Annotated in this window: 21 protein-coding genes and 1 pseudogene; 11 read left to right on the top strand and 11 right to left on the bottom strand. The window is 49.7% G+C overall.

Annotation, left to right across the window (positions count from 1 at the left end; translation table 11 throughout):
* Positions 1-82 (bottom strand): annotated as a pseudogene (locus LJF34_RS28465) (IS6 family transposase); the annotation flags it as partial.
* A gap of 174 nt (positions 83-256) precedes the next feature.
* The gene (locus LJF34_RS28470; RefSeq protein ID WP_231190269.1) at positions 257-805 is read right to left on the bottom strand and encodes a VOC family protein; all 549 of its coding nucleotides are present in this window, start codon (positions 803-805) and stop codon (positions 257-259) included.
* Positions 806-861: 56 nt separating this feature from the next.
* Between LJF34_RS28470 and LJF34_RS28475 the strand changes: the two genes are divergently transcribed.
* Both LJF34_RS28475 and LJF34_RS28480 read left to right on the top strand, forming a co-directional pair.
* A complete protein-coding gene (locus tag LJF34_RS28475; protein WP_231190272.1) occupies positions 862-1,749 on the top strand; it encodes a helix-turn-helix domain-containing protein in 888 nt (295 codons plus the stop codon).
* Between the two features lie 92 nt (positions 1,750-1,841).
* Positions 1,842-3,176: an MFS transporter gene (locus LJF34_RS28480; protein WP_231190275.1), complete on the top strand. Its 1,335-nt coding sequence runs from the start codon at positions 1,842-1,844 to the stop codon at positions 3,174-3,176.
* Between the two features lie 800 nt (positions 3,177-3,976).
* Here LJF34_RS28480 and LJF34_RS28485 read toward each other — a convergent pair.
* Genes LJF34_RS28485 through LJF34_RS28495 form a run of 3 tightly spaced genes read right to left on the bottom strand, consistent with a single transcriptional unit; the run spans position 3,977 to position 5,151 of the window.
* Positions 3,977-4,168 carry a hypothetical protein gene (locus LJF34_RS28485; protein ID WP_231190277.1) on the bottom strand — a complete coding sequence of 64 codons (192 nt, stop codon included), beginning with the start codon at positions 4,166-4,168 and terminating at the stop codon, positions 3,977-3,979.
* Positions 4,165-4,731, bottom strand: coding sequence for a SprT-like domain-containing protein (locus LJF34_RS28490; RefSeq protein ID WP_231190280.1), 567 nt, complete (start codon positions 4,729-4,731; stop codon positions 4,165-4,167). The genes LJF34_RS28485 and LJF34_RS28490 overlap by 4 nt, the downstream gene beginning before the upstream one ends.
* 21 nt (positions 4,732-4,752) lie before the next feature.
* A complete protein-coding gene (locus LJF34_RS28495) occupies positions 4,753-5,151 on the bottom strand; it encodes an SWIM zinc finger family protein (RefSeq protein WP_231190283.1) in 399 nt (132 codons plus the stop codon).
* 174 nt (positions 5,152-5,325) lie between these two features.
* On the opposite strand from LJF34_RS28495, the gene LJF34_RS28500 reads away from it, so the two are divergent.
* Both LJF34_RS28500 and LJF34_RS28505 read left to right on the top strand, forming a co-directional pair.
* A complete protein-coding gene (locus LJF34_RS28500; RefSeq protein ID WP_231190286.1) occupies positions 5,326-5,565 on the top strand; it encodes a hypothetical protein in 240 nt (79 codons plus the stop codon).
* Between the two features lie 600 nt (positions 5,566-6,165).
* Positions 6,166-6,792: a hypothetical protein gene (locus LJF34_RS28505; RefSeq protein ID WP_231190289.1), complete on the top strand. Its 627-nt coding sequence runs from the start codon at positions 6,166-6,168 to the stop codon at positions 6,790-6,792.
* A gap of 33 nt (positions 6,793-6,825) precedes the next feature.
* Here LJF34_RS28505 and LJF34_RS28510 read toward each other — a convergent pair whose 3' ends face one another.
* Entirely contained in the window at positions 6,826-7,899 is a 1,074-nt protein-coding gene (locus tag LJF34_RS28510) for a S1 family peptidase (RefSeq protein WP_231190291.1), read from the bottom strand.
* A gap of 567 nt (positions 7,900-8,466) precedes the next feature.
* Positions 8,467-8,679 carry a hypothetical protein gene (locus LJF34_RS28515; protein ID WP_231190293.1) on the bottom strand — a complete coding sequence of 71 codons (213 nt, stop codon included), beginning with the start codon at positions 8,677-8,679 and terminating at the stop codon, positions 8,467-8,469.
* 583 nt (positions 8,680-9,262) lie between these two features.
* On the opposite strand from LJF34_RS28515, the gene LJF34_RS28520 reads away from it, so the two are divergent.
* Positions 9,263-10,132: a ParA family protein gene (locus tag LJF34_RS28520; protein ID WP_231190295.1), complete on the top strand. Its 870-nt coding sequence runs from the start codon at positions 9,263-9,265 to the stop codon at positions 10,130-10,132.
* Positions 10,133-10,258: 126 nt separating this feature from the next.
* Positions 10,259-10,663 carry a hypothetical protein gene (locus LJF34_RS28525; RefSeq protein ID WP_007979299.1) on the top strand — a complete coding sequence of 135 codons (405 nt, stop codon included), beginning with the start codon at positions 10,259-10,261 and terminating at the stop codon, positions 10,661-10,663.
* 20 nt (positions 10,664-10,683) lie between these two features.
* Here the strand turns inward: LJF34_RS28525 and LJF34_RS28530 are convergent, their stop codons facing one another.
* Positions 10,684-11,043 (bottom strand): phage repressor protein, encoded by a 360-nt coding sequence (locus LJF34_RS28530; protein WP_231190297.1) that lies wholly within the window; start codon positions 11,041-11,043, stop codon positions 10,684-10,686.
* Between the two features lie 975 nt (positions 11,044-12,018).
* On the opposite strand from LJF34_RS28530, the gene LJF34_RS28535 reads away from it, so the two are divergent.
* From LJF34_RS28535 to LJF34_RS28555, 5 genes are all read left to right on the top strand, one after another.
* On the top strand, positions 12,019-13,098 hold the full coding sequence (locus LJF34_RS28535; protein ID WP_231190299.1) for a hypothetical protein: 1,080 nt from the start codon (positions 12,019-12,021) through the stop codon (positions 13,096-13,098).
* A gap of 876 nt (positions 13,099-13,974) precedes the next feature.
* The gene (locus LJF34_RS28540; RefSeq protein ID WP_231190301.1) at positions 13,975-14,265 is read left to right on the top strand and encodes a ribbon-helix-helix protein, CopG family; all 291 of its coding nucleotides are present in this window, start codon (positions 13,975-13,977) and stop codon (positions 14,263-14,265) included.
* The gene (locus tag LJF34_RS28545) at positions 14,258-14,737 is read left to right on the top strand and encodes a PIN domain-containing protein (protein ID WP_231190303.1); all 480 of its coding nucleotides are present in this window, start codon (positions 14,258-14,260) and stop codon (positions 14,735-14,737) included. Before LJF34_RS28540 ends, LJF34_RS28545 begins: the two co-directional genes overlap by 8 nt.
* A 645-nt stretch (positions 14,738-15,382) precedes the next feature.
* Complete coding sequence (locus tag LJF34_RS28550) at positions 15,383-16,627, top strand: AAA family ATPase (protein WP_231190305.1); 1,245 nt, start codon at positions 15,383-15,385, stop codon at positions 16,625-16,627.
* 346 nt (positions 16,628-16,973) lie between these two features.
* On the top strand, positions 16,974-17,339 hold the full coding sequence (locus LJF34_RS28555) for a PH domain-containing protein (protein ID WP_231190308.1): 366 nt from the start codon (positions 16,974-16,976) through the stop codon (positions 17,337-17,339).
* 10 nt (positions 17,340-17,349) lie between these two features.
* Here LJF34_RS28555 and LJF34_RS28560 read toward each other — a convergent pair whose 3' ends face one another.
* From LJF34_RS28560 to LJF34_RS28570, 3 genes are all read right to left on the bottom strand, one after another.
* Complete coding sequence (locus LJF34_RS28560; protein ID WP_231190311.1) at positions 17,350-17,688, bottom strand: ribbon-helix-helix protein, CopG family; 339 nt, start codon at positions 17,686-17,688, stop codon at positions 17,350-17,352.
* A 290-nt stretch (positions 17,689-17,978) separates the two neighbouring features.
* Entirely contained in the window at positions 17,979-18,839 is an 861-nt protein-coding gene (locus LJF34_RS28565) for a glycosyltransferase (protein WP_231190314.1), read from the bottom strand.
* A 435-nt stretch (positions 18,840-19,274) separates the two neighbouring features.
* The coding region (locus tag LJF34_RS28570) for a hypothetical protein (protein WP_231190316.1) at positions 19,275-19,501 on the bottom strand (227 nt) is incomplete at its 5' end.

The following is a 19,501-nucleotide window of genomic DNA, read 5'->3' on the forward strand; positions in this document are numbered from 1 at the left end:
CGGGTGTTGCCGTCCGCTCACGCTCCCAACATTCAAGCGTAGCCGTGTCTAAACACTTTTTGAGTAGGTTTGGGAGTAGCATCAATCACTAACTCTTCGACCTGCTCGTCCTTATCTAGACAGTGCTGAACGTTTTAAGATGTGTGATTCATTCTATAATCAGAATAGAACGTGCGATGGCAGCGAGGTCGATTTCCTGAATTTTTAATTTCGCCCCCTATTCAGAGCAAACCATTCTTCCGTAGTTCGATGGTATTTACTCCAAATCGAGCGTCTCAAATGCCCGTTCAGGCGGACGAGCGTGCGTATTCAATTCCCACTCAAATCCTCGATTGTCGTGAAACGTCCGATGGAATGGCGCATTCCGTTCAACTTCACACCCAAGCGATTCGGCCCGACTCGTGATCGCTTCGAATGATTCTTCATCAACGTCGAGTGCCACGTGGTCAACTTGACGCTCTGTCGTGTGCTTATCTGCTTCAGCGACTGCGAGGAAGAAGTCATTTCGCCCCAGAAACGACATATACGGGGTGACATCTTTTGCGAGGGCTTCGTCCCATGTGACGGTGTCTGGTACCGTTCCTGGCTCGCCATTGAGTGTGCCCTCCCGAAACAACACATCCATATCGAATAGCTCCTGATAATACGCTTCACCATCGGGAACGTCGTCCACGAGAAGGACTAAATGGTGAACTCCACTGATTCCCATATCAGGAATTCTCGTTGACGAGGCTAAAAACACCCACAAATTCGTTGCTTTCATCACGTCACTAATAACCCTGGTTAATGGGTAGTCGATTGGCACCGGTACCTCTCGGTTCATTCGGGAGGCTATAGTATCCCTAGTCCGATCAGACACCCATGGCTGATGATGACGAGATCGTGGTTGAACACCTTTCAACAGAGATGGCCTTCGAGTTAGTGGCACACGAAACACGTTTAGCCATCCTCGAGGTCCTGAATACGGCCGACCAACCCCTTTCGTTCGGCGAGCTTCGTAATCGAGTTGGTGCTGACGACCCCGGTGGCTTCAACTATCATCTCAACAAACTTGTCGACCGCTTCGTCACAAATGGCGAACAGGGGTATAAACTCGCAGATCCTGGTCGCCGAGTCGTTGGTGGGATTCTCTCAGGCGGCTATTCGAAAGCACTCGATGCCGATCCTGTCCCTGTCGATGGCACCTGTTCGGAGTGCGATGGTCAGTTAGAAGCGCAGTTTCACGCCGGCGGAATACGCATCGTTTGCCACGACTGTGAATTCGAATTCACTGATCCCCAGATTCCAGCCGGTGTTTTCGAGGGTATTGCACGTGAAGATGCACCACTAGTTGCTGATCAATGGGTCAAACGGATTCACTCTGTTGCTGAGTATGGGTTTTGCTACAATTGTGATGGCCGCCTAGACCGAGAGGTTGTCCTCCCAAGCGATGATCATGCACCAGACTGGCTCACTGGCGAGGATCTCGAAGCAACCGTCATCTATGACTGCCAGCGATGTGGTGTGAGCTGGCAATCAATTCTTCCCTACGCGATTCTGCACCATCCGGCAGTAATCGCATTCCACTATGAGCACGGCATCGATCTTCGCACTACTCCCGATTGGAGTCTTGACTGGCCAACGAGCGGTATCTCGCACGTCGTGAATAGCGATCCTGTCCACGTTGAAATTCCGATCTCGCTTGACGATGAGACTCTCCTTCTTACCGCCGATCGCCATCTCGACGTGATTTCTCAGCGCACAAAGTGACACTCCTAGAATAGATGTGTATTTCTGCAATCGCAGCTACAGAAATGTACTTCTACAAACTATTATCGGCGAGCAGGCTAATTCACTCGTCTATGGGAAGCCTCTACCGAAATCGATCGTTTCTCCGACTTTTCCTTGGTCGGATTGCAACTAATGCAGGAGACAGCCTCTATGCTGTGGCAGCGATGTGGATCGTCTATGATTTAACCGGCTCTTCATTCTATACTGGGCTCGCAGGCGCACTGCTATTCAGCACGCAACCACTGCAGGTGTTTTTAGGGCCATTCGTCGATCGGTGGTCACTCCGACGGGTGCTCGTGATAACCCAGAGTATCCAACTCGTTGGTGTCCTCGTAGTGCCACTCGCAGCAATGACGGGGCATCTTTCGGTCTGGGTAGTTCTCGTTCTCATGCCACTCTTAGAGTTACTCAACCAATTTGTGTACCCTGCTCAGCATGCAGCACTTCCGCAACTCGTCGAGAAGAGTCAATTAGTCCGTGCAAATTCGCTCTTCTCGTTTGCCTACCGGGGCGTGGATATGGCCTTCAACACCGCTGCGGGCGTGCTCATCACTCTCATCGGTGCAGTCAGTCTCTACGTTGTTGATGCGGTCACTTTTGCTATTGCACTTGTTCTGTTCGCCGGACTTTCGGTGCCGAACACGTCAGCCAACACCGAAACACCAGATTCAGAAACAAACGCTGACGATATGAGTCCCGAAGAATCAACGCTGTGGGCACGATACATCACCGATCTCAAGACAGGGTATTCGTACATCCAGGGGTCACTAATTCTGTGGATCTTGCTTGGGGCGATTGTCGCTAATTTTGCGTATGGGATGGCGATGGCAGTGTTGCCAGCGTTTGCCGACACGATTGGTGGGCCAACTGCGTATGGTCTTCTGGGTGCAGCGATGGGAGCTGGAAGCCTTCTTGGTGCAGCTAGCGCCTCGTTGGTTGAAGACTATCCGTTTGGCCGTCTGATTATCGTCAGCAACATCGTTTCTGCTGGCTGTCTCTTTGGGGCACTCGCTGTGTCTGGACTCTGGCCGACTGTAGCACTCTTCTTCCTGAGTTTCGTTCCAGGTGGTGCAACGGGCGTGATGAACTCCTCGATGTTTCAATCTGCAGTCGATGATGATGTGCTCGGACGAGTCATGTCTGTCCGTAACAGCACGAGTACTCTCTTGATGCCCCTTGGTTCGTTACTTGGCGGGATAATTGCTGCTGACTTCGGCAGTACAGTCGTTGTTGCGAGTCTTGGCGTGGCATCGGTTTTCTCTGCTGGCTATTATCTGGTAGTCCCGAATCTTCGTTCGTTGCCGACCGTGACTGAAGCTGATCAGACAACGCTAGGATTGGGGTCTTCGTCTTCAGTATCACGAATCGCCACGGAGAGAGATGGGACTCCGGAACCGGGTGAGTAATCTTTGAGGAGGTCAAGGATTTGTATTTTATAAAGTGAATATATAAGATTTTTATATTTTATATCAAAAATAAACTCGAGAGGTTGTACTAGAAATGCCCCACTCTCGATGACTTAGGAGGTTACAAACCGTCACCACTTGATATGAGCGAAGATGCCGCGATCATCGGACATAATACAGGCAGACAAACATTGCCGCTCCTGCAACAGCACATGCTCCAGCATCAACACATCGACCTCACCTATTACGCGACTGTCCCAAGTCGTGAAATTGCATCATCGGCAGGTAAACAAGTGTCAGAGGCAAGGCAGTGGTACACACCAGAGTACTCCGTGAGAGCGATCTCCCGCCAGACACTGTCCAGTTCGGTATCGAAGCCATCCGAGCCGTAGATAGCGATTCAGCCAACGTCTGAAGAACAGCGTGCAAAATCGCAACACATCCACACCACGAACTGCGCACAGAATGATTCGGGAGTCCCGGGGGTGGTCTACTTCCGCTTATGGATTTAACCGGCAGAAAATCAGGTTCAGTCTTCTTGTTTGTCCTCGTCAGTGAAGTCATTGTCAATCGCATCGAGCAGACTACCGGATAGCACTTCTAGCTTGGTGGCGATTACTGCCATCAATTCCCACGCTCGTTGTCGCCGACCTAAATCAAATTGTTAGGTGGGTTCATTGCTAGCCAGACCAGAAGTGGATACACTGAAGTTAGTATAATATACTAACACCTGTTAGCACCTGTACCGCCGAAAAACGAACGAATGCGAGAATGAGAGAGGCCGGAAGCGTTCGCGAGAGTTAGTGAGAGTCAGCGAGGAGATCCGTCACCCACACATCAGGACGGGGAGGGTGTAAATCGCCCATCTCAAGCACCGCATCCGGTGCAGCGAGACGATGGCCGCACGGACTCACATGGACCCGCGACGGACCCGCCACCGTCATCGTCCCAACAACTCCCAAACAGTGGGGACAGCGGTACTTCTGCGTCATTCGGTGACCTCCTCGACGCGCAGCGACCCACCGCAGTCGCCACAGCTGTACTGCTCGGGTTGTTTGACGAGTTTCGAGCGGCGATAGCGTGCAAGTTTTCCACCGCACCCATCGCAAATCACCCACCAGTTCGGCGATGTAAATCGCTCGCAGTACTGTGAGGTGTCGAGTGCATCCGTCCAGCGGGCGAACGTTCGCCCGTGGTCCGCTTTGCCGAACTCGTGATACTGCCATGCGTGAATCAGTTCATGACGCACGGTCGAACTGAATTGCTCCCAGCCGTGTTGCTCGAATGCGTCCCATGCGAGCGAGATCGTCATTTCACCGGTCGCAGGGTCGTATTTTGTCGCACCTGCTGACCGTTGTCGTTGGGTCGAGATTTCCCATTCAATCGCTTCAACAGGCAGGTCAGGGAAATGCTCAGCGGCGACGTCCGCCGCGTGCTGTTGCGCGCGGTCGAGCAGGCCGCGCTCTGTCGTCAGTGTGTCTGCGCGTTCGGCCGCATCCGCACACTCGGTGAGCGTTCGCTGGGCACCATCGGACAGCGTTGTTTGGCGTGACATAAATGGAAGAGTGAGACTGGGTTAGTTCGGCAGTTCTTTGCGACCCGTACGAACGCACGGCCAACACGGGAAGCCATTCAGTCCGTCACAGTCGCACTCTTCAGGTTCAGCCTCGTTTTCGTCCGTCCCGTCGTCCGATGGGAACGCCGTGAGCGTCCCGTCATCAGTCGCATTCTCGACGGCAGTCATGTGCTTGCAGAACGCGCTCCGGTGGACGTGATGCGGGCAGGTACACGCCATTGCGTCGCCCGTCACGTCGTCCAGCGTCACGACGTATTGGTGTTCAGCGGGGTTGTCGTGGCTTTCATTGGTCACTTCGACCTGTCCGGGGGCTTCAACGTGGAAGCCGAACTGTTCCCACTGCGCGCGTTTCCGTGCCTTCTCGTCAGATTCAAGTTCCGTAGGCGATTTCGTACTCATGGTCTTCTGGGTTGGATTTCGGAAGACCGGTGCCGGGTGTGCCATCACCCGGCGCGTTTCTACACGCCCGAGGGCACCGTTCTTCCTACGTATTCCTTATGCGGCATAGGTAATAAAACCACCGAATTCCTTACAAGGAATAAGCTTATGTCGCGTGGAAATGAAAGAGTAAGTATGACAAAGAACGATAAACGGCCTCGCAATGAGAGCGGAGAATATGTCCAAGAGCACACAGAAGAGGCCGTCTTAGAGGTCATGAAGCCGCTCGAACCCTACATGACGAGCGAGATTGCAGACAAACTGGATTGGTCGCGACGGTCGGCCTATAACGTTCTCAGCCGCCTTCTTGAAAACGACGAAATTCGCAAGAAGAAGCCCGAAGCTCGACGCGTGATATGGATTCGCCCAGAATAGCTGTCGCTCGTAGGAATTGACAGCGAAGGGGGCGTGATGCCCGTCCTCGCAAAGTAACCAGCTAAATCTACATGTTTCCGGACATATAGGTCTTGTTCGTGGATATTGGTATTCAGAACGGCATATGAGAATTTTTCGCGATAGACGCGCCAGCCTGTCCGTCAGTCCTCCGTTTTGCGTCTGCAATAGAACGACTTGGCACACAGCTCGATGGTGCTGGCAAAGTTTGGGAGCAGTAGCACTATACAAAAGGAAAACTAGTTCAGTGCGATACTCAGGACTAGTATGCAAAGGAAACGACTAATGGAGATATTCTTATGGCGATACGCAAGTTTGAGTTTCCGGCGGTAACTACTCGGTGGGTGGCGGATACGGTTGAAATGGAACGGTGAGTGCATCATCAGCCTGAAAATATTCATGACCAGGCGAGTTGAGATAAGGGAAATATAGCCCTCAAGCGGTTATTCAAGTATTTCTGATAAATATAAAAATATTAAATTGCCATTATAATTGAGCTTGGATAATGTGGTAATAAATCATAGGTACAACAACCATTTTACTCATCAGAAAGTTTATCATCTTTGATGTAGAATTTGAAGTATGAGACGGAGGAGTGTAATTGGTGGTGCTGTACTAGCCTTCACTAGCATCTCGGGATGCTTAGGTAAAGTTTCGACGAATTTAGGCTCGAAGCCAAAGGATGACACAATGACAAATAAAATTAACTTCAATAGATCGGTATCCATAGAACAGGTTGATTCGGTTCCAAGTCGCTATCCCGTTGATTTAAAAATCGAAGTTGTACAATCAAAAATAACAGAGAATCAAACAGCTCATCTTATGACAACTGTGACGAACACAAGTAATACAGCAAGAAAGTTTGACTTGCCGTACTACAAAGGAGCAAGTGCAGACGCAGGTGAACCAGGGATTCTCCTATATGCACTAAGTGCTCCAGATAGCCCATCCGCTCAATACGCTCCAGATTGCATCGGGACCGACGGGAAATCACAGAATAATTTAAAGTGGAGTAATGAAGCAATAAGAATGATCTCTATTGAACCAAAGAAATCAACAAAAGAAGAGTTGATAGTTGTTGATGATCCAACGACCTCAGGATGTATACCAACCGGAGAATACAGATTTGAGTCAAGTTATAATATCAATAGCTCAGATAGTAATGAAATCGGATTTAAGTGGGGATTCACCCTACAGATTGATGAATGATAATGGAATATGTTTATAAGATCAAGAGCGAATTCACGTTGCGAAAGTGAACCCAGCACCGGCACTACTAGCCAATCTGTAGGCACCAAATCCTCCAACAGTCCATGCAGATGGATTGGAACAAATTGTACCCATGTTAGAACCAGTCCTATAAGAATTGACACCAATCATATAAACCCCGGATGCCATATCAGCATAAAGCGGACCACCAGAGTCACCCCCTGCAGTGGTCGCAGAAAGTTCTACACCATATCCATCCATATCTACACAGTCAAATCCACCATATACACTTACGTCAGAAATATGTCCTGAGGTTTTCCCTGTCGAGCAACCGTATTTATATACTGTTTGTTGAGAGCTAGACCAGCTAACCATAGCTTGATAGGTAAGATAGCCAGTGACTTGTTCTCGATTTCCATCTCCATTGAATATTTTGTTGTTGAAGTATATATCATTGTCATTATCTCTCTTGATACCTACCCAATCGTGTACAGTATGCCATTCATTCACATAACCAATCCGGTTACCTGCATGTGTTGCTTCGTCTCCACCTGGGTTTGAGGAACAAGCATCAAATAGATGAGCTGCTGTTAAGAGATAAAATGTTCCGCTATCATCTTTAACCCTACAGCAAGCTGTTCCATCTTCAACTTGTCCTCCACCTGGGAGACTATAATAAAGACCGGCTCCATGACAGGGCCATGCATTTGGTTCTAGAGGCTCTGCATCGACAATATTAATCTTAATACCGTCAACCTTGTCAGGGAGATCTACCTTATTAATATTGTTTTCAACATACATTTTTATTCCCATTTTCCTTCGGCCCTGAATCGAGTCACTAATTGGAGATAAACTTAGTTTTTGAAACTGATCTTTATGCCTTTCACGAGTTTCTTCTAATGCATTTCGTGCTTGTTTAGTTTGATCCAACCATTTTTTGTTTACTTTTTCACTGTGCATAACAGTCTCCCCACTCATTGCAATTGGAATAGTGGTTGTTGAAGACATCCCTAAGATATCAAATGAAGGTATTGAACCAATACCGACCATACCGCCTAATTTCTTTAAGTACGTACGTCGTCCTTGTTCACCATGTTCTTCTGGCATACATCTCAATTGAAAACCTACATCATCATATATTTATCTGAATTAATCATTATATCCATATCGATAATTATATAATAAAACGGTGCCTTCATATATGAATCACATTACTTAATGGAGTTTTTACCGATATTGTTTAAATATTGTTATTTTAAGGAATGTCATGGGATCGTATATGAATTGTATGCCTAACCGATGAAGGAATATAAATTGTAGAAGAAGGTACAAAAGACCAACTGACTGAAAATTACGGTGAACTCATGGGATTTTCACTACAAATTCAATCTTGAAAAATCAAACAAGGTAGATGTCATACCATCACTATTAACGATGGGCTCAGAAAAATTACATGGTCATCATTTTTCTAGATATCTGTTTGACAATCCACGTACGCCACTCTCTCTAATGATTCTATTGCTTGGTCATATCTACTAGAGGCAAATACCGGAACGATGGCTTACGTCTACCACAACAATAAATTATTGAGTTTTGTAATCACATAAATTATTGTGAAATTTTGATCTCGCAATAATCGAGACGCTTTCCGACTTCATACGTTATTTGGATTTTTCAAACGGCTTCTCGGAATTCATCAAGTAGTTCTGGGTCATGTTCTCCAAGTACTTCAATATCTTTTTCTAGATTTTCAATACGATTTCTGAGGTACGAGCGTGTTTTATACCGATACAAGTTAGATGCCTCTCCGGCGATAGAGTTGCGTTCAAGTTCTGTGAGAAGACCCCGTCCTTCGGACATACGTGACTTTTCAATGGAGATGTTCATACTTCATTCAGTGATCTATTGGCCTATATCTGCATTTTCCAATACAAGATTCCTTACCATATTTGGTGAGGACTAAGTAGCCAAATTACATGGTAAGGACTGAGAAGCGCGGGTTACCTTCGCAAAAAGGTCGGGTGTTCCAGCACCCGACCACGCTTCTGGTAGCGATCAAGTCTCCGAGACGGAGGCCGAATTTGAGCCATCGTCCTAACCGCAATGCCTGTCGTCTGCCGGTACGGTATACCTCATTATCTTCATTCCCCATTGTGAGATAAAAAGAGATCTTGGCCGGGATGGGGATCGTCGAGAATAGCACTTCAGTAAGGCTGTAACTCGACAGTGACAGCGACCGTCTTCGGCGGCGTCAGGATCACTATATTAGTATAATATACTAACTTGAACCTTATCCTCATCCACTTGTTCGCTTCGCAGCGTTGTGAGTTCCGACAAAAGTAGAGCTAGATATCGTGTTCTTGGTGGCTGTATCAGCATAAAATACGCCTATGTGTATCCACATATTAACCCACATTGCTTAGGATAAATTTATACATAGAGCGTTAGCTATGTTTAGATAGTGTTCCCAATGACGGAAGAAACAGACTCTCAACCGACACACACCATTGCAACGTTCGTTGACAAAGGCGGCGTGGGAAAAACCACAACCACTGCTCATCTCGGCGTCGCACTCGCACAGCGAGGATACGATGTACTGCTCATCGATCTTGCTGGAAAACAAGGCGATTTGAGCAAGCAGTTTGGGATCACGCCAGATCCCGATGCGTGGCCCGATATCTCCACCGTGTTCCGCGACAAGTGGAAAGAGATCACTGAGAAACTTCCTGATGTAGTTGATGAACTCGTCACCCCAACCGGCGAAGGCCCCGATCTCATCCCCGCAACAGAAGCACTCGATGGTCTTGATGCCGAACTCAACTCGGTGGACAACGCTCGCGAACGATATTCCCGATTCGATCAGTTTCTCACCAACTCGATCGACGGTCGCTATGATTTCGTACTGATTGACCTACCGGGAGTGACGAACAATGTCACGCTCAATGGGTTGTGGGCCGCCGAGAATGTGATGGTTCCTGTCCGTCCAGGTCCCTTCGAAGCTGAACAAGCCGCTGCACTCCAAGATGATGTTGCGGAGATCAACGACCAATTCGACCTCGCTATTGAACTCACGCTTGTCATTCCAAACGAGGTTGATCTCCGAACGAAGCTCGGCAGGCACTATGTCGAGGCATTTGCCGACGAGTACCCAAATGCAATCGGCGAGCAGATACCGTCAAGTCAGGACATTCAGAATCAACAGAAACGTGGTGAGACAGTCTTTGCACTCGAAGAACCATCCAAGACAGCCCATCGTGCGTTAGAGGCGTATGAAGCGAATGCAAAACTCCTCGAGACACGTGTCGGCAAGTCCACTGCCAACACGCCATCAGTCCAGTAACAATGACGCACCATAATCATCAGCGCACATAGAAACCCACAGTTGAATCCACATAGGGATACACATAGGAAAACGCTTAGAGATACACATGAGAAACCACATAGGAATACACATAGGAGATCACAAATGGTAGACGAAAGCGATCTTGATAGCGATCTCAAGGCTCTGAAGGAAGAAACACAGGGCGGGAATCGAATCCAAGACGTAGCGAAAGAAGACGCGTATCGGGAGTTTCAGGAGGCGGTCGTGGAGAGTTTGCACAACCGATCAGCGAGCGGAACGAATCAAACCGTCTCAATATGGGACAAGGAACTTGCCGCTCTCACTGACGTACTGAAAGCGAATCCTGAGTTGTTGGATCGAGTTGGAACAGAGCTCGAAAATGAGCTTGGACGACCTACATCCGAAGATGAACAGATGACACGGGGGGAGCTGTTAGGGATGTTTGTTCGAGTCGGGATGCAAGAGGCTGACCCAGAGTTGTTTGAGATGTGGCGGGATGCTGTTGCTGACTGGGTTCGAGCACCCTAGTACAAAATGGGAATCAATCGTTAGTGTTCGTCAGTGCCGTTTTCGGCTTTCTCCGGGTCGAGCGCTTCGAGTTCGTCCTGGGAGAGATTACCAGCGAGCAGCTCATAGCCTAAATCAGAAATCTCATAGAGACGATCTTCGCGTTGAGTCAGCAGACCAGCATCACGGAATTTTCGTAGTCGTTTGCCTGTATAATCCGCATCATAGTCAATATTAGCAGCAATCACTTTTCGAGAGAGAATAAGATCATACTCGTCAAGGAATTGCCAGATCGGATAATCAATCTTGGAGAACCATGATACCCGAGGAATCATATGTGGGTCAATAACAAAGTCGAAGGACCATAAACGAGTTCGATCCGAGTTGATGTTGAAGACCATAGGATGTAACCTTGTCCTCTATAGCAGTTAAAACTAAGTGGGACGAATCCACACGTGTGAGGTAGAAGCTTAGCGCGGGCGCTCAGCGTTCGAAATTTCAAACGGACGTGTGTCACAAGCACACGCCCGCGTTAAGCCTTCCAAACCGCATATGACACAAACCACGCCACCCCCAAGGACTTTTCCCCAGAACCAACAGGAATCGACGCAATCCAATCTCCAACAGTGGACAACTTCGTCCACAGCAACGATTGGCCTGGATTTGCCGGACGGGACACGAACCGTCCTCGTGCCAACAAAAGGGCCATCGAATGATCGCGTCTGCCATCTAATCGATAGGAGTCACTCCCCACTCTGTGGCAGTGAGGGGACCTTTCAGCGGATCACCTCCCTCGAAGCAGACTCGGAAGTTGATCGTGTTTGCGACAACTGTCAGACCCAACAGACAGGCAAACCGCGAACACGTCCTTGTCCGATGTGTCGGCAACGAATTCCAGTGAACCGCTGGCCGCAGCACGTTCGGAGGTGTGATCAGTCATGAGGGTGCGTCAGACCGGCATCCCTTGCAGTCAATGCACGGACTCCACTGTGACCGATACCTTTTTGTCAGGGGGTGTGTCCGTAGCATTTATAACCTATATTGAGAAACGTACGACTGCGCAAACCACATCACAGCGCCAAGAAATAACAGCCCCGTCGGCGGTCAATGGGTGGCCCAACACCCGCTCCCACCGACGAACACACAACTGTTGTTTCTTGCTCAGTCGGCATAATTGTTCGGATTGCGTTAGCGATAGCAATCTCACCTGTGTCCGGCAGAGTGACTCTGAAACGAGTCAGCGTGTCCTACGACACGTCCAATGATCGACTCACTATCACGCGGTACGACCCAGCAGCATCGAAATGAGAGTAAGCAGCAGTGCTGTACGCGACAGCTACGCGCACGTTCGCAGTCGGATACAGAGGTGATTTTGTATGAGTGAGGCAGCGACGAGTACAAGCGATGGAGCGAAAACCGAGCAAGTCAAAATCTACAGCGATACGCGCCACAAAGCAATGCTCGAAGCGATCAGTGCGGGATTAGACTGTTCACAGTCTGCAGCTGGTCGCGACGCGATTGAACAACGGTTCGCCGACCTCTTGCCCGAGTTCGACATCGAGCACTTCATCGAAGGGCGTGTTTCAGAAGAGGATCTGCACGCACTCGCTCAGGGCGACCTCTCGGTGGACGACCTTGAGCTTGACAACGAGGACGCCCACGATCCGACCGACCGTGATCCCGCTCACTACTCGGCGACGATCACACCGGAGCAACTCGCGAGCGAAGGAGCGAAGTGTTGCTATGACACGCTTCGAGAGGCCGCTGGCGATCTCGTTGACAGTGGGTATTGGGGCGAAACGTTTGAAGTCCACCCGAGTCGCGTCGGTGAAACAACCCTCCGGCAGAATCACAAAATCACCTCACGGGTGCTGGCTGGCATGGCACGATCGAAGATGACGAGCGGTGTTGTGTCCGGTGACATGCTAGACAAGCTTGTCGAGGACTATGCGCTGCATCTGACCTCGCGCATGGACCAGACACGCGGTGAGCAACACATTCGAGAGACGTACGGTGACCTCGTTCGGTCGCATTTCTGGCGGCACCCGCACCCAGAAAAAGACCTGTATTTCACCTCGAAAGCACGATATCTCACCGCCGCATCGGGAATCATCGACGAACTGCACGGACCTCTTCAGGACGACGTTCCGGCGGTCTTCGCCCACACAACGTGGAATCACGCGAACGGAACTGAAATCCCTGAACAGGAGTGGCATGCCGACCTCGGTGCGTTACTGAAGAGTGCGGTGGCCGCTCGGCGAATGGCGGTCGATCTCCAGGAGGGTGACTTTGAAACACTCGATATAGAGATGATAGACGACGCAAAGGACGGCTGTCATCACTTGACACTGCTCGCAAAGCGGGCCATCAACGCATACCAGAACCAAGTCGGCAGCTATCATCGCAGGCGCGTCGAAGACCATCACGTCTCCTATGATGTAGCCAAACTACTGTAGTCCCCTTAACACCCACGTACGCCCGTCTAGTCCGTAGCGCTAGCTCTCTCTTTTCACTTCGATCATGCAGGGCAACACGCCGAGATCGCGCCAGCTGTAGACACTGAGTCGAACGAATCGCTGTTGAGTTGGGAGCAACCACGTCGAAGTATCGCAAACGCAACTAGCGGCGAGTGACAACGAGTGTAATAGGTAGGTATCGGTCAATCTCGGTCGGAGAGTGGTACTACTTTGGCGAGTAATGGGGAATCGGATGGAACAAATCCCCGTCACGTGTTGCGATTAGAGGGCTGATTGGCGGAAGTAGTACTAGAATCACGGGAAATCTTCTCGTCGGAGAGACGGCACGAAAAGTACGAAGGCGGTTGATTGTCTGCGGTAGCGGGGCTGTGAGACGCAGGTCGGGAAAACGGGAAGAGCAGCGACGTCTGTCGCTGCTACGGACGGACTGTGTCCGTCCGTTGCTTCGCATTCGCTGCTACGGGTTTTGTTAGTGGAACAGGGTTAAAATGTTTTGGTTTAGTTAAGAAATCTGAATGGACTAACCATAGATACTCTAATAATTACCGTACGGAAAGTCATCAACTCCGCTATTCTGACGAGATTTCTGGAACCCCGCCTACACCTCCGAAGCAATTTTCTACTGAGAAGATTTCCCGCGAGTCTAGTACCACTTCAAGACACTGCCCTAGTGAAAGGTATGAGCGAGAGGAAAGCATCACAAAGGGCCTCCTCAGTAGCGAGGATACCGGTCATAATAGCGTCCGTCGATCCGATCTCACTGAACTGTTCTCCCAATGACTAGGAGGGCGAGAGAAGGGACGTTTTTGTATTCTGACGACGTAGTAACTTATGGACATGGAGGTGTCCATGTACATGTCGAACACAAACAGCGATACAAAAGTCGTCCAAACTGAACTCAATCCCGCCGAATACGCCCGCTTTCGTCGTCTCGCGCAAGACGAAGGAAAATCACTGAAAGAGGCATTGCGAGAAGCCGCTGCCGAATACATTGACGCGCATGATGAGCCAGATCCGAGTGATCCGCTCTTTGCGGTCGCTGATGAGATGGCTGAACTCAATGAAGCCCGACGTGGTGAGCCGCTCGCCCCGGATGAGCTTGACGACGCACTCTACGAGCGTCCGCATGGGGATGACGATGAGTGACAAGAATGGCTCGCTACCCGTTCCACCAGAGTTTAGCCCACCAGGGCAAGGCGCGACACCGCTCTTTCTTGATACAAGCGGCTTGTACCCATACTTTGATACCCAATCGCCAGTCGCAGAGGCAGTGACCCAGTTTATGCAAGCACTTCCGGAATTACCCTACCGACCACTACTCACAAACCAGTATGTTGTCGACGAACTGATCACCCTGCTTGACTCCCATGTCAACCATGCAACCGCAACACGGGCGTTCGAGACGCTCCGTGACTCGGAAGCAATCCAGATCTTGAGTGTATCAGATGACCTCTTTTGGGCAGCTGGCGAGCAATTCAGCGAGTACGATGACCACACATTGTCGTTTACTGACCATCTGATCAGCATCCAGGCCCACCGTGAAAATGCCGAGCATATTCTGACGTATGACCCAGACGACTTTGCTACCCTCGGATTGACACCCATTCCACGGACGTGACTCTCTTGTGAATGTGGTGTACAGGAAGACCGATTCGTGAGTTAGTAGATAATACTAACAGGACGATGCTGCTGTTTGCGTGAGATTCTCGAATCCTACCACCGTTTCCGGAGGTTCCGCAGACCCCTCCACCATTTCCGTAGGTGTTGGGTGAATTCGGAAATCGAAGGACGAGACGTAGATCGAAACTGAACCTCTCCCCCTCCATTGTTTCCGGAGGTTCATTGAACTAGTAGGAGAATATTTGAAGAAGCGTAAAACTAGACTATACACTAAATGGTAATGTACCCAGTACGGATATGGTTTCTCGTTTATCTATATAAAACCATCGTCTGTAAAGACTAGATTCTAAATCGTGGTCCTCTTTTTGGACTCACCTCCGGAAACAATGGAGGGGGTGTATGTAAACTCGGCATAATCCGTTGCCTGTTGTCGATTCGATGCTTATTCACCCTCGCCTCCGGAAATAATGGTGTGGGCTGCGGAACCTCCGGAAACGCCACCCGTAAGGAAGTGCGGTGGGCCTTCGGAAACGAGGGGGTACCCTACGGAACCTCCGGAACTACTGGTCGATAACTTTTTGATGTTGCTATATCATTGACTGAATAGAGCAAGCAGTCACAAAATAATCGAGTATTTTCACCAATGACCTCTGCATTCGACAACCTGACTGAAGCCACTATTTTCCAGAACCGAGATGCACTCTCGGATGATTATATCCCCGACGAAATTGTTGGTCGTGATGAAAAGAAAGAGGAGTACATGCATGCGTTGCTCCCTGTGTACAATGGCGAGAACCCTGACAACATTTTTCTCTACGGCCAGAACGGTGTCGGAAAGACTGCTGTTACACACTGGGTCCTCGGCCAATTGCAGCTTTCCGATAACATTGAGACCGATCTAGAGGTGATTCACCTCAATTGTGAAGGTGTTAATACCTCGTATCAGCTTGCAATTGAGCTCACCAATCGTCTCATCTCCCAATCTGAGAACTATCTCCCGACAACTGGGTACCCAGAGAGTAAGGTGTACTCAGAATTGTTCAGTGAGCTCGACGCATTAGAAGGTACCGCGCTCATCGTTCTCGACGAAATCGATCACGTCGATAATATCAACACATTCCTGTACAAAACGACGCGAGCGCGAAGCTACGGCGATCTTTCGAATACACGACTTGGTCTTATTGGGATTAGTACCGATACTGCATTTGGTGAAAATCTCTCGTCAGATGTCCGCTCATCACTCCGTGAACGAGTGATTGAGTTTCCGCCCTATGATGCTGGTCAACTTGAACAAGTTCTCCGACAACGAGTCGAGCTTGCATTCTATGACGATGTCGTTACAAACAGTACGATCACGTATGTTGCGGCTCTCGGGGCGCGGAACAGTGGTGATGCACGGATGGCGCTTGATCTGATCCGAATTGCTGGCGATTTTGCTCGCGAGCGTGATTTGGAGACGGTGACAGAGGATCTTGTTGATGAAGCAATGGAAGAGTATGAGACACAGCGGTCGATGTCTGTCCTCACCGACCTTCCGGAGAATATCAAACTGAACTGCTATGCATTTGCTATTCTCGAAGAACAAGGCAACGAGGAGATCACCTCCGCTCAGGCGTATGACCTCTATTGTGAGTTAGCTCATATCTGTGGCCATGATCCCGTCTCAGAACGGCGCGCACGAGATTACTACAGTCGACTTAATGACCTCAATATCATCGATTCAACCACCGACCATGACGAAACGGGTGGTCAATACAAAGTTCACGTTCTCAATTATACTCCATCCGATGTGCTCCGTGCGATCGATGATACACTCCAGTTCGTAGGTATTCACCAGAGTGTCCGTCACCTCGTTGACAGCCAGTACTCTGAAATCAGTTCGATGTGAACCATCGTTTCCGGAGGTTCCGTAGCCCACTCCACCATTTCCGCAGGCCGATATTCTCAGTATGAGTGTTTGGTGCCTCTCGAACTGGTTCTCACGGTGCTGAAGGAGACAACTCGGTTTGACGATGTGGCCGACTCGATTCAGGCAACCTCGGGGAAGAACGGGACCGTATCTTCGGACAACCCCCCTCCCACGTGGATCATCGTTCAAAAACACACTTCTCACAGTTATTAGACTGTACTAACGACTGCAAATCTGTGGAATTTGATTATGGGTGCAGTTCTTTTTCTGAGAGCATATCTTCAATACTGTATGGTTTTATACTACGACTCCCTTGAAAATCACGATGAGATACAAGAAATATGATGGTCTCGGTTCTTTGCCCCGACGTCAACGAAAGGCGATAAAAAGCATGCTTTTCGACGGAGAGGAGTTCGTCATGGCAATCGACTCCCGAGAGGGACGTGTCCGATCAAAACATAACAAGAAGCTCGTGGTAACCGACGCGCGTGTCTTCTCCGTGAAGAAGGGGCTCATGCGAAGGGCGTCAGAAGACTACAGCCTCAACGATATTTCGAGTATCCAGTTCAGCAAGGGAATTCGAAAGAGCAAGATCCGCCTTCAGGGCACGGGGATAGACGACGAATATCCCGCAAAGAAATCCCATGGAGAGGCATTCGTTGCTGCCGTCCGAAAGCAAATCAATCGTTAATCTCGTTTGATCAATCTGCACTTTCTTCTGATCGACCGAACATCCACGACTTTGCACGTGTGAGTAGTGACGTCTCTTTGCCGTCTTCGACCGCCGGGACCGGATCGGCTTCGAGTTGTCGCGTCAATCGGTTGTTTTCTTCGTGCAATCGCTCAATTTCGCCTTCAAGACGGGATAGAGCTTCTCTAAGGAAGGCGGATTCAGATGCTGAATCCAATGCTGAATGCGTTGAATCACGATTGCGGATGATTTGACGGACGTATTCACTTCTGGATTCATCGAGTTTCTTTGCTTCCTTCTCTAACTCCTCTATTTCGTCTTTCTCAAGCCGAACAGTCATGTTCTTCATTGAGCTGGTCTGTGAATGCGCCCGGATTCATATAGGATTCAGTCAGACGTGCGTGCGACATATTTACGAGTGGAAACCCTAGTCAGTATATTATACTAACCTTCACGGCGCCGCATCGCCCACCCACAAAAGTTGAGACCGGCGCGCTCAATGCATGGTCTCAACAACACAACTTCGGAGAATGAGGTTTGATCACCGCCTTTCTTCATTGCATCTACAGCCAACTTAAATCCTGACGTCATGTCGCGTATCTATCGGGAACGGGTAGCCACCGAAAATGTCCGTGTTACTCACGAGTATACTGTTACGTCGAACTGCTTCCGCCACTTGTACTTTCGATTTCCCCACCGGAACGTCGGTGCAACCGCACCCAGTACCAGAAGAACCGGTAAGAGTACGAACGAGGGATACGAGAGCAGGACAGACGCACGTCGAATTCCTGCTGCACGATACAGCCACAGTCCAACAAACGTCGTAATCAGGATACCAACGACTGGAAAGACGATAGCACCGAGAGCGAGGGAGAGAAAGACGGCGATCCCTGCAAAGAATGAGCGAGGGTGGTACACGTAGCTCGGCCTGATCCACCGCACCACTCGATGATAGATGCTCTGCGGGTCTCCTGGCACCTCCACCTGTCGAACGTGATCTCGGTCGATCCACGAATCGGTGAGGTATTCACTGAGCAGGATATCGTCCCCGACGGTACGGCGTAACTCTCGGAGGAACTGCTCCTCGTCAATGGTGGTTCGGTCGAATGCGACACCGCCACCCCAGACGTGGCTTCCAGAAAGCACGTCATACGTCACAGTAAGCATGAAAACGGGTTCAAAAAGCGGCCAGAACCCGCCTCCGACGAATACGGGAACTTCAGTTGCTGCGCCATTCCTGCATGCGTGTTCTACTAGCCGCTCAAGCCATTCGCCGTCGTCATCACGATCCACATCGTCGTCGGACCAGACGATGATATCGCTCGTCGCCTGCTCCATCCCTGTCGCAAGCGCATGCGCCTTTCCCGAACACCCGACAGGATCCCCCGCGACGATCACGTCCGCCTCTGGTGGGGCATCGGTCGCTACCGGATCGTCTTCGGAATCACAGACGATGAGGAGTTCATCACCCTCCCGAAGACCGACGACTATGGAATCCATTGCCGGTGTCCACCGAATAGTTGGAAGAATAACACTCGCCATATAGACCGTTTGAATCCCCAGACCAAGTACTTTTCGAAATAGCAAATTAAATTATTAGACAGATCTAACTCAGCATATTCTACACCGGGCGTCTCACAGGCGGGATAGACTCATTTACTGAGCCGGAGATCCTGCGTCTGATCGACAGCTCTATCTAGCGTATCGCTCAGGTATGGTTCTAATAAGATCCCCAATAGGAATCGGCCGGTCGAGGCTGATTTAGCGGAGACCGGAATTCACTGTTCGGCCCAAATCGCGCATTCTGGGGTCTCTATACTGGGTGTAGTCTCATCTTCCGATCTTCCGACTGGCGCCAGAAGTTGAGACTGGCGCTCTCAATGCACAGAGTCTCTCGTAGTAGTAATTGATAGCTGGAAATGAGTTGACGTGGAATTATGATGCTGAACGATTGCGTTGGATTTGAGGACGAACCCACGTGATGAGTGCTGCAATCACTAACCCAACGATTGTTGTCCACACCGCCGTGGTTTGATCGGCAGAGATATTCCCAATATTGACCTGGAAGAGTTTCCAGAGGAGAAGTGTGCAGATCCAACTAAGCACTCCGAACGACCAGGTTTCATCGTAGGTAACCGGAAGTGCATCATTTGCAAGGAAAA

This window comes from Haladaptatus sp. DYF46, from assembly GCF_021083305.1.
Classification (GTDB): domain Archaea; phylum Halobacteriota; class Halobacteria; order Halobacteriales; family Haladaptataceae; genus Haladaptatus.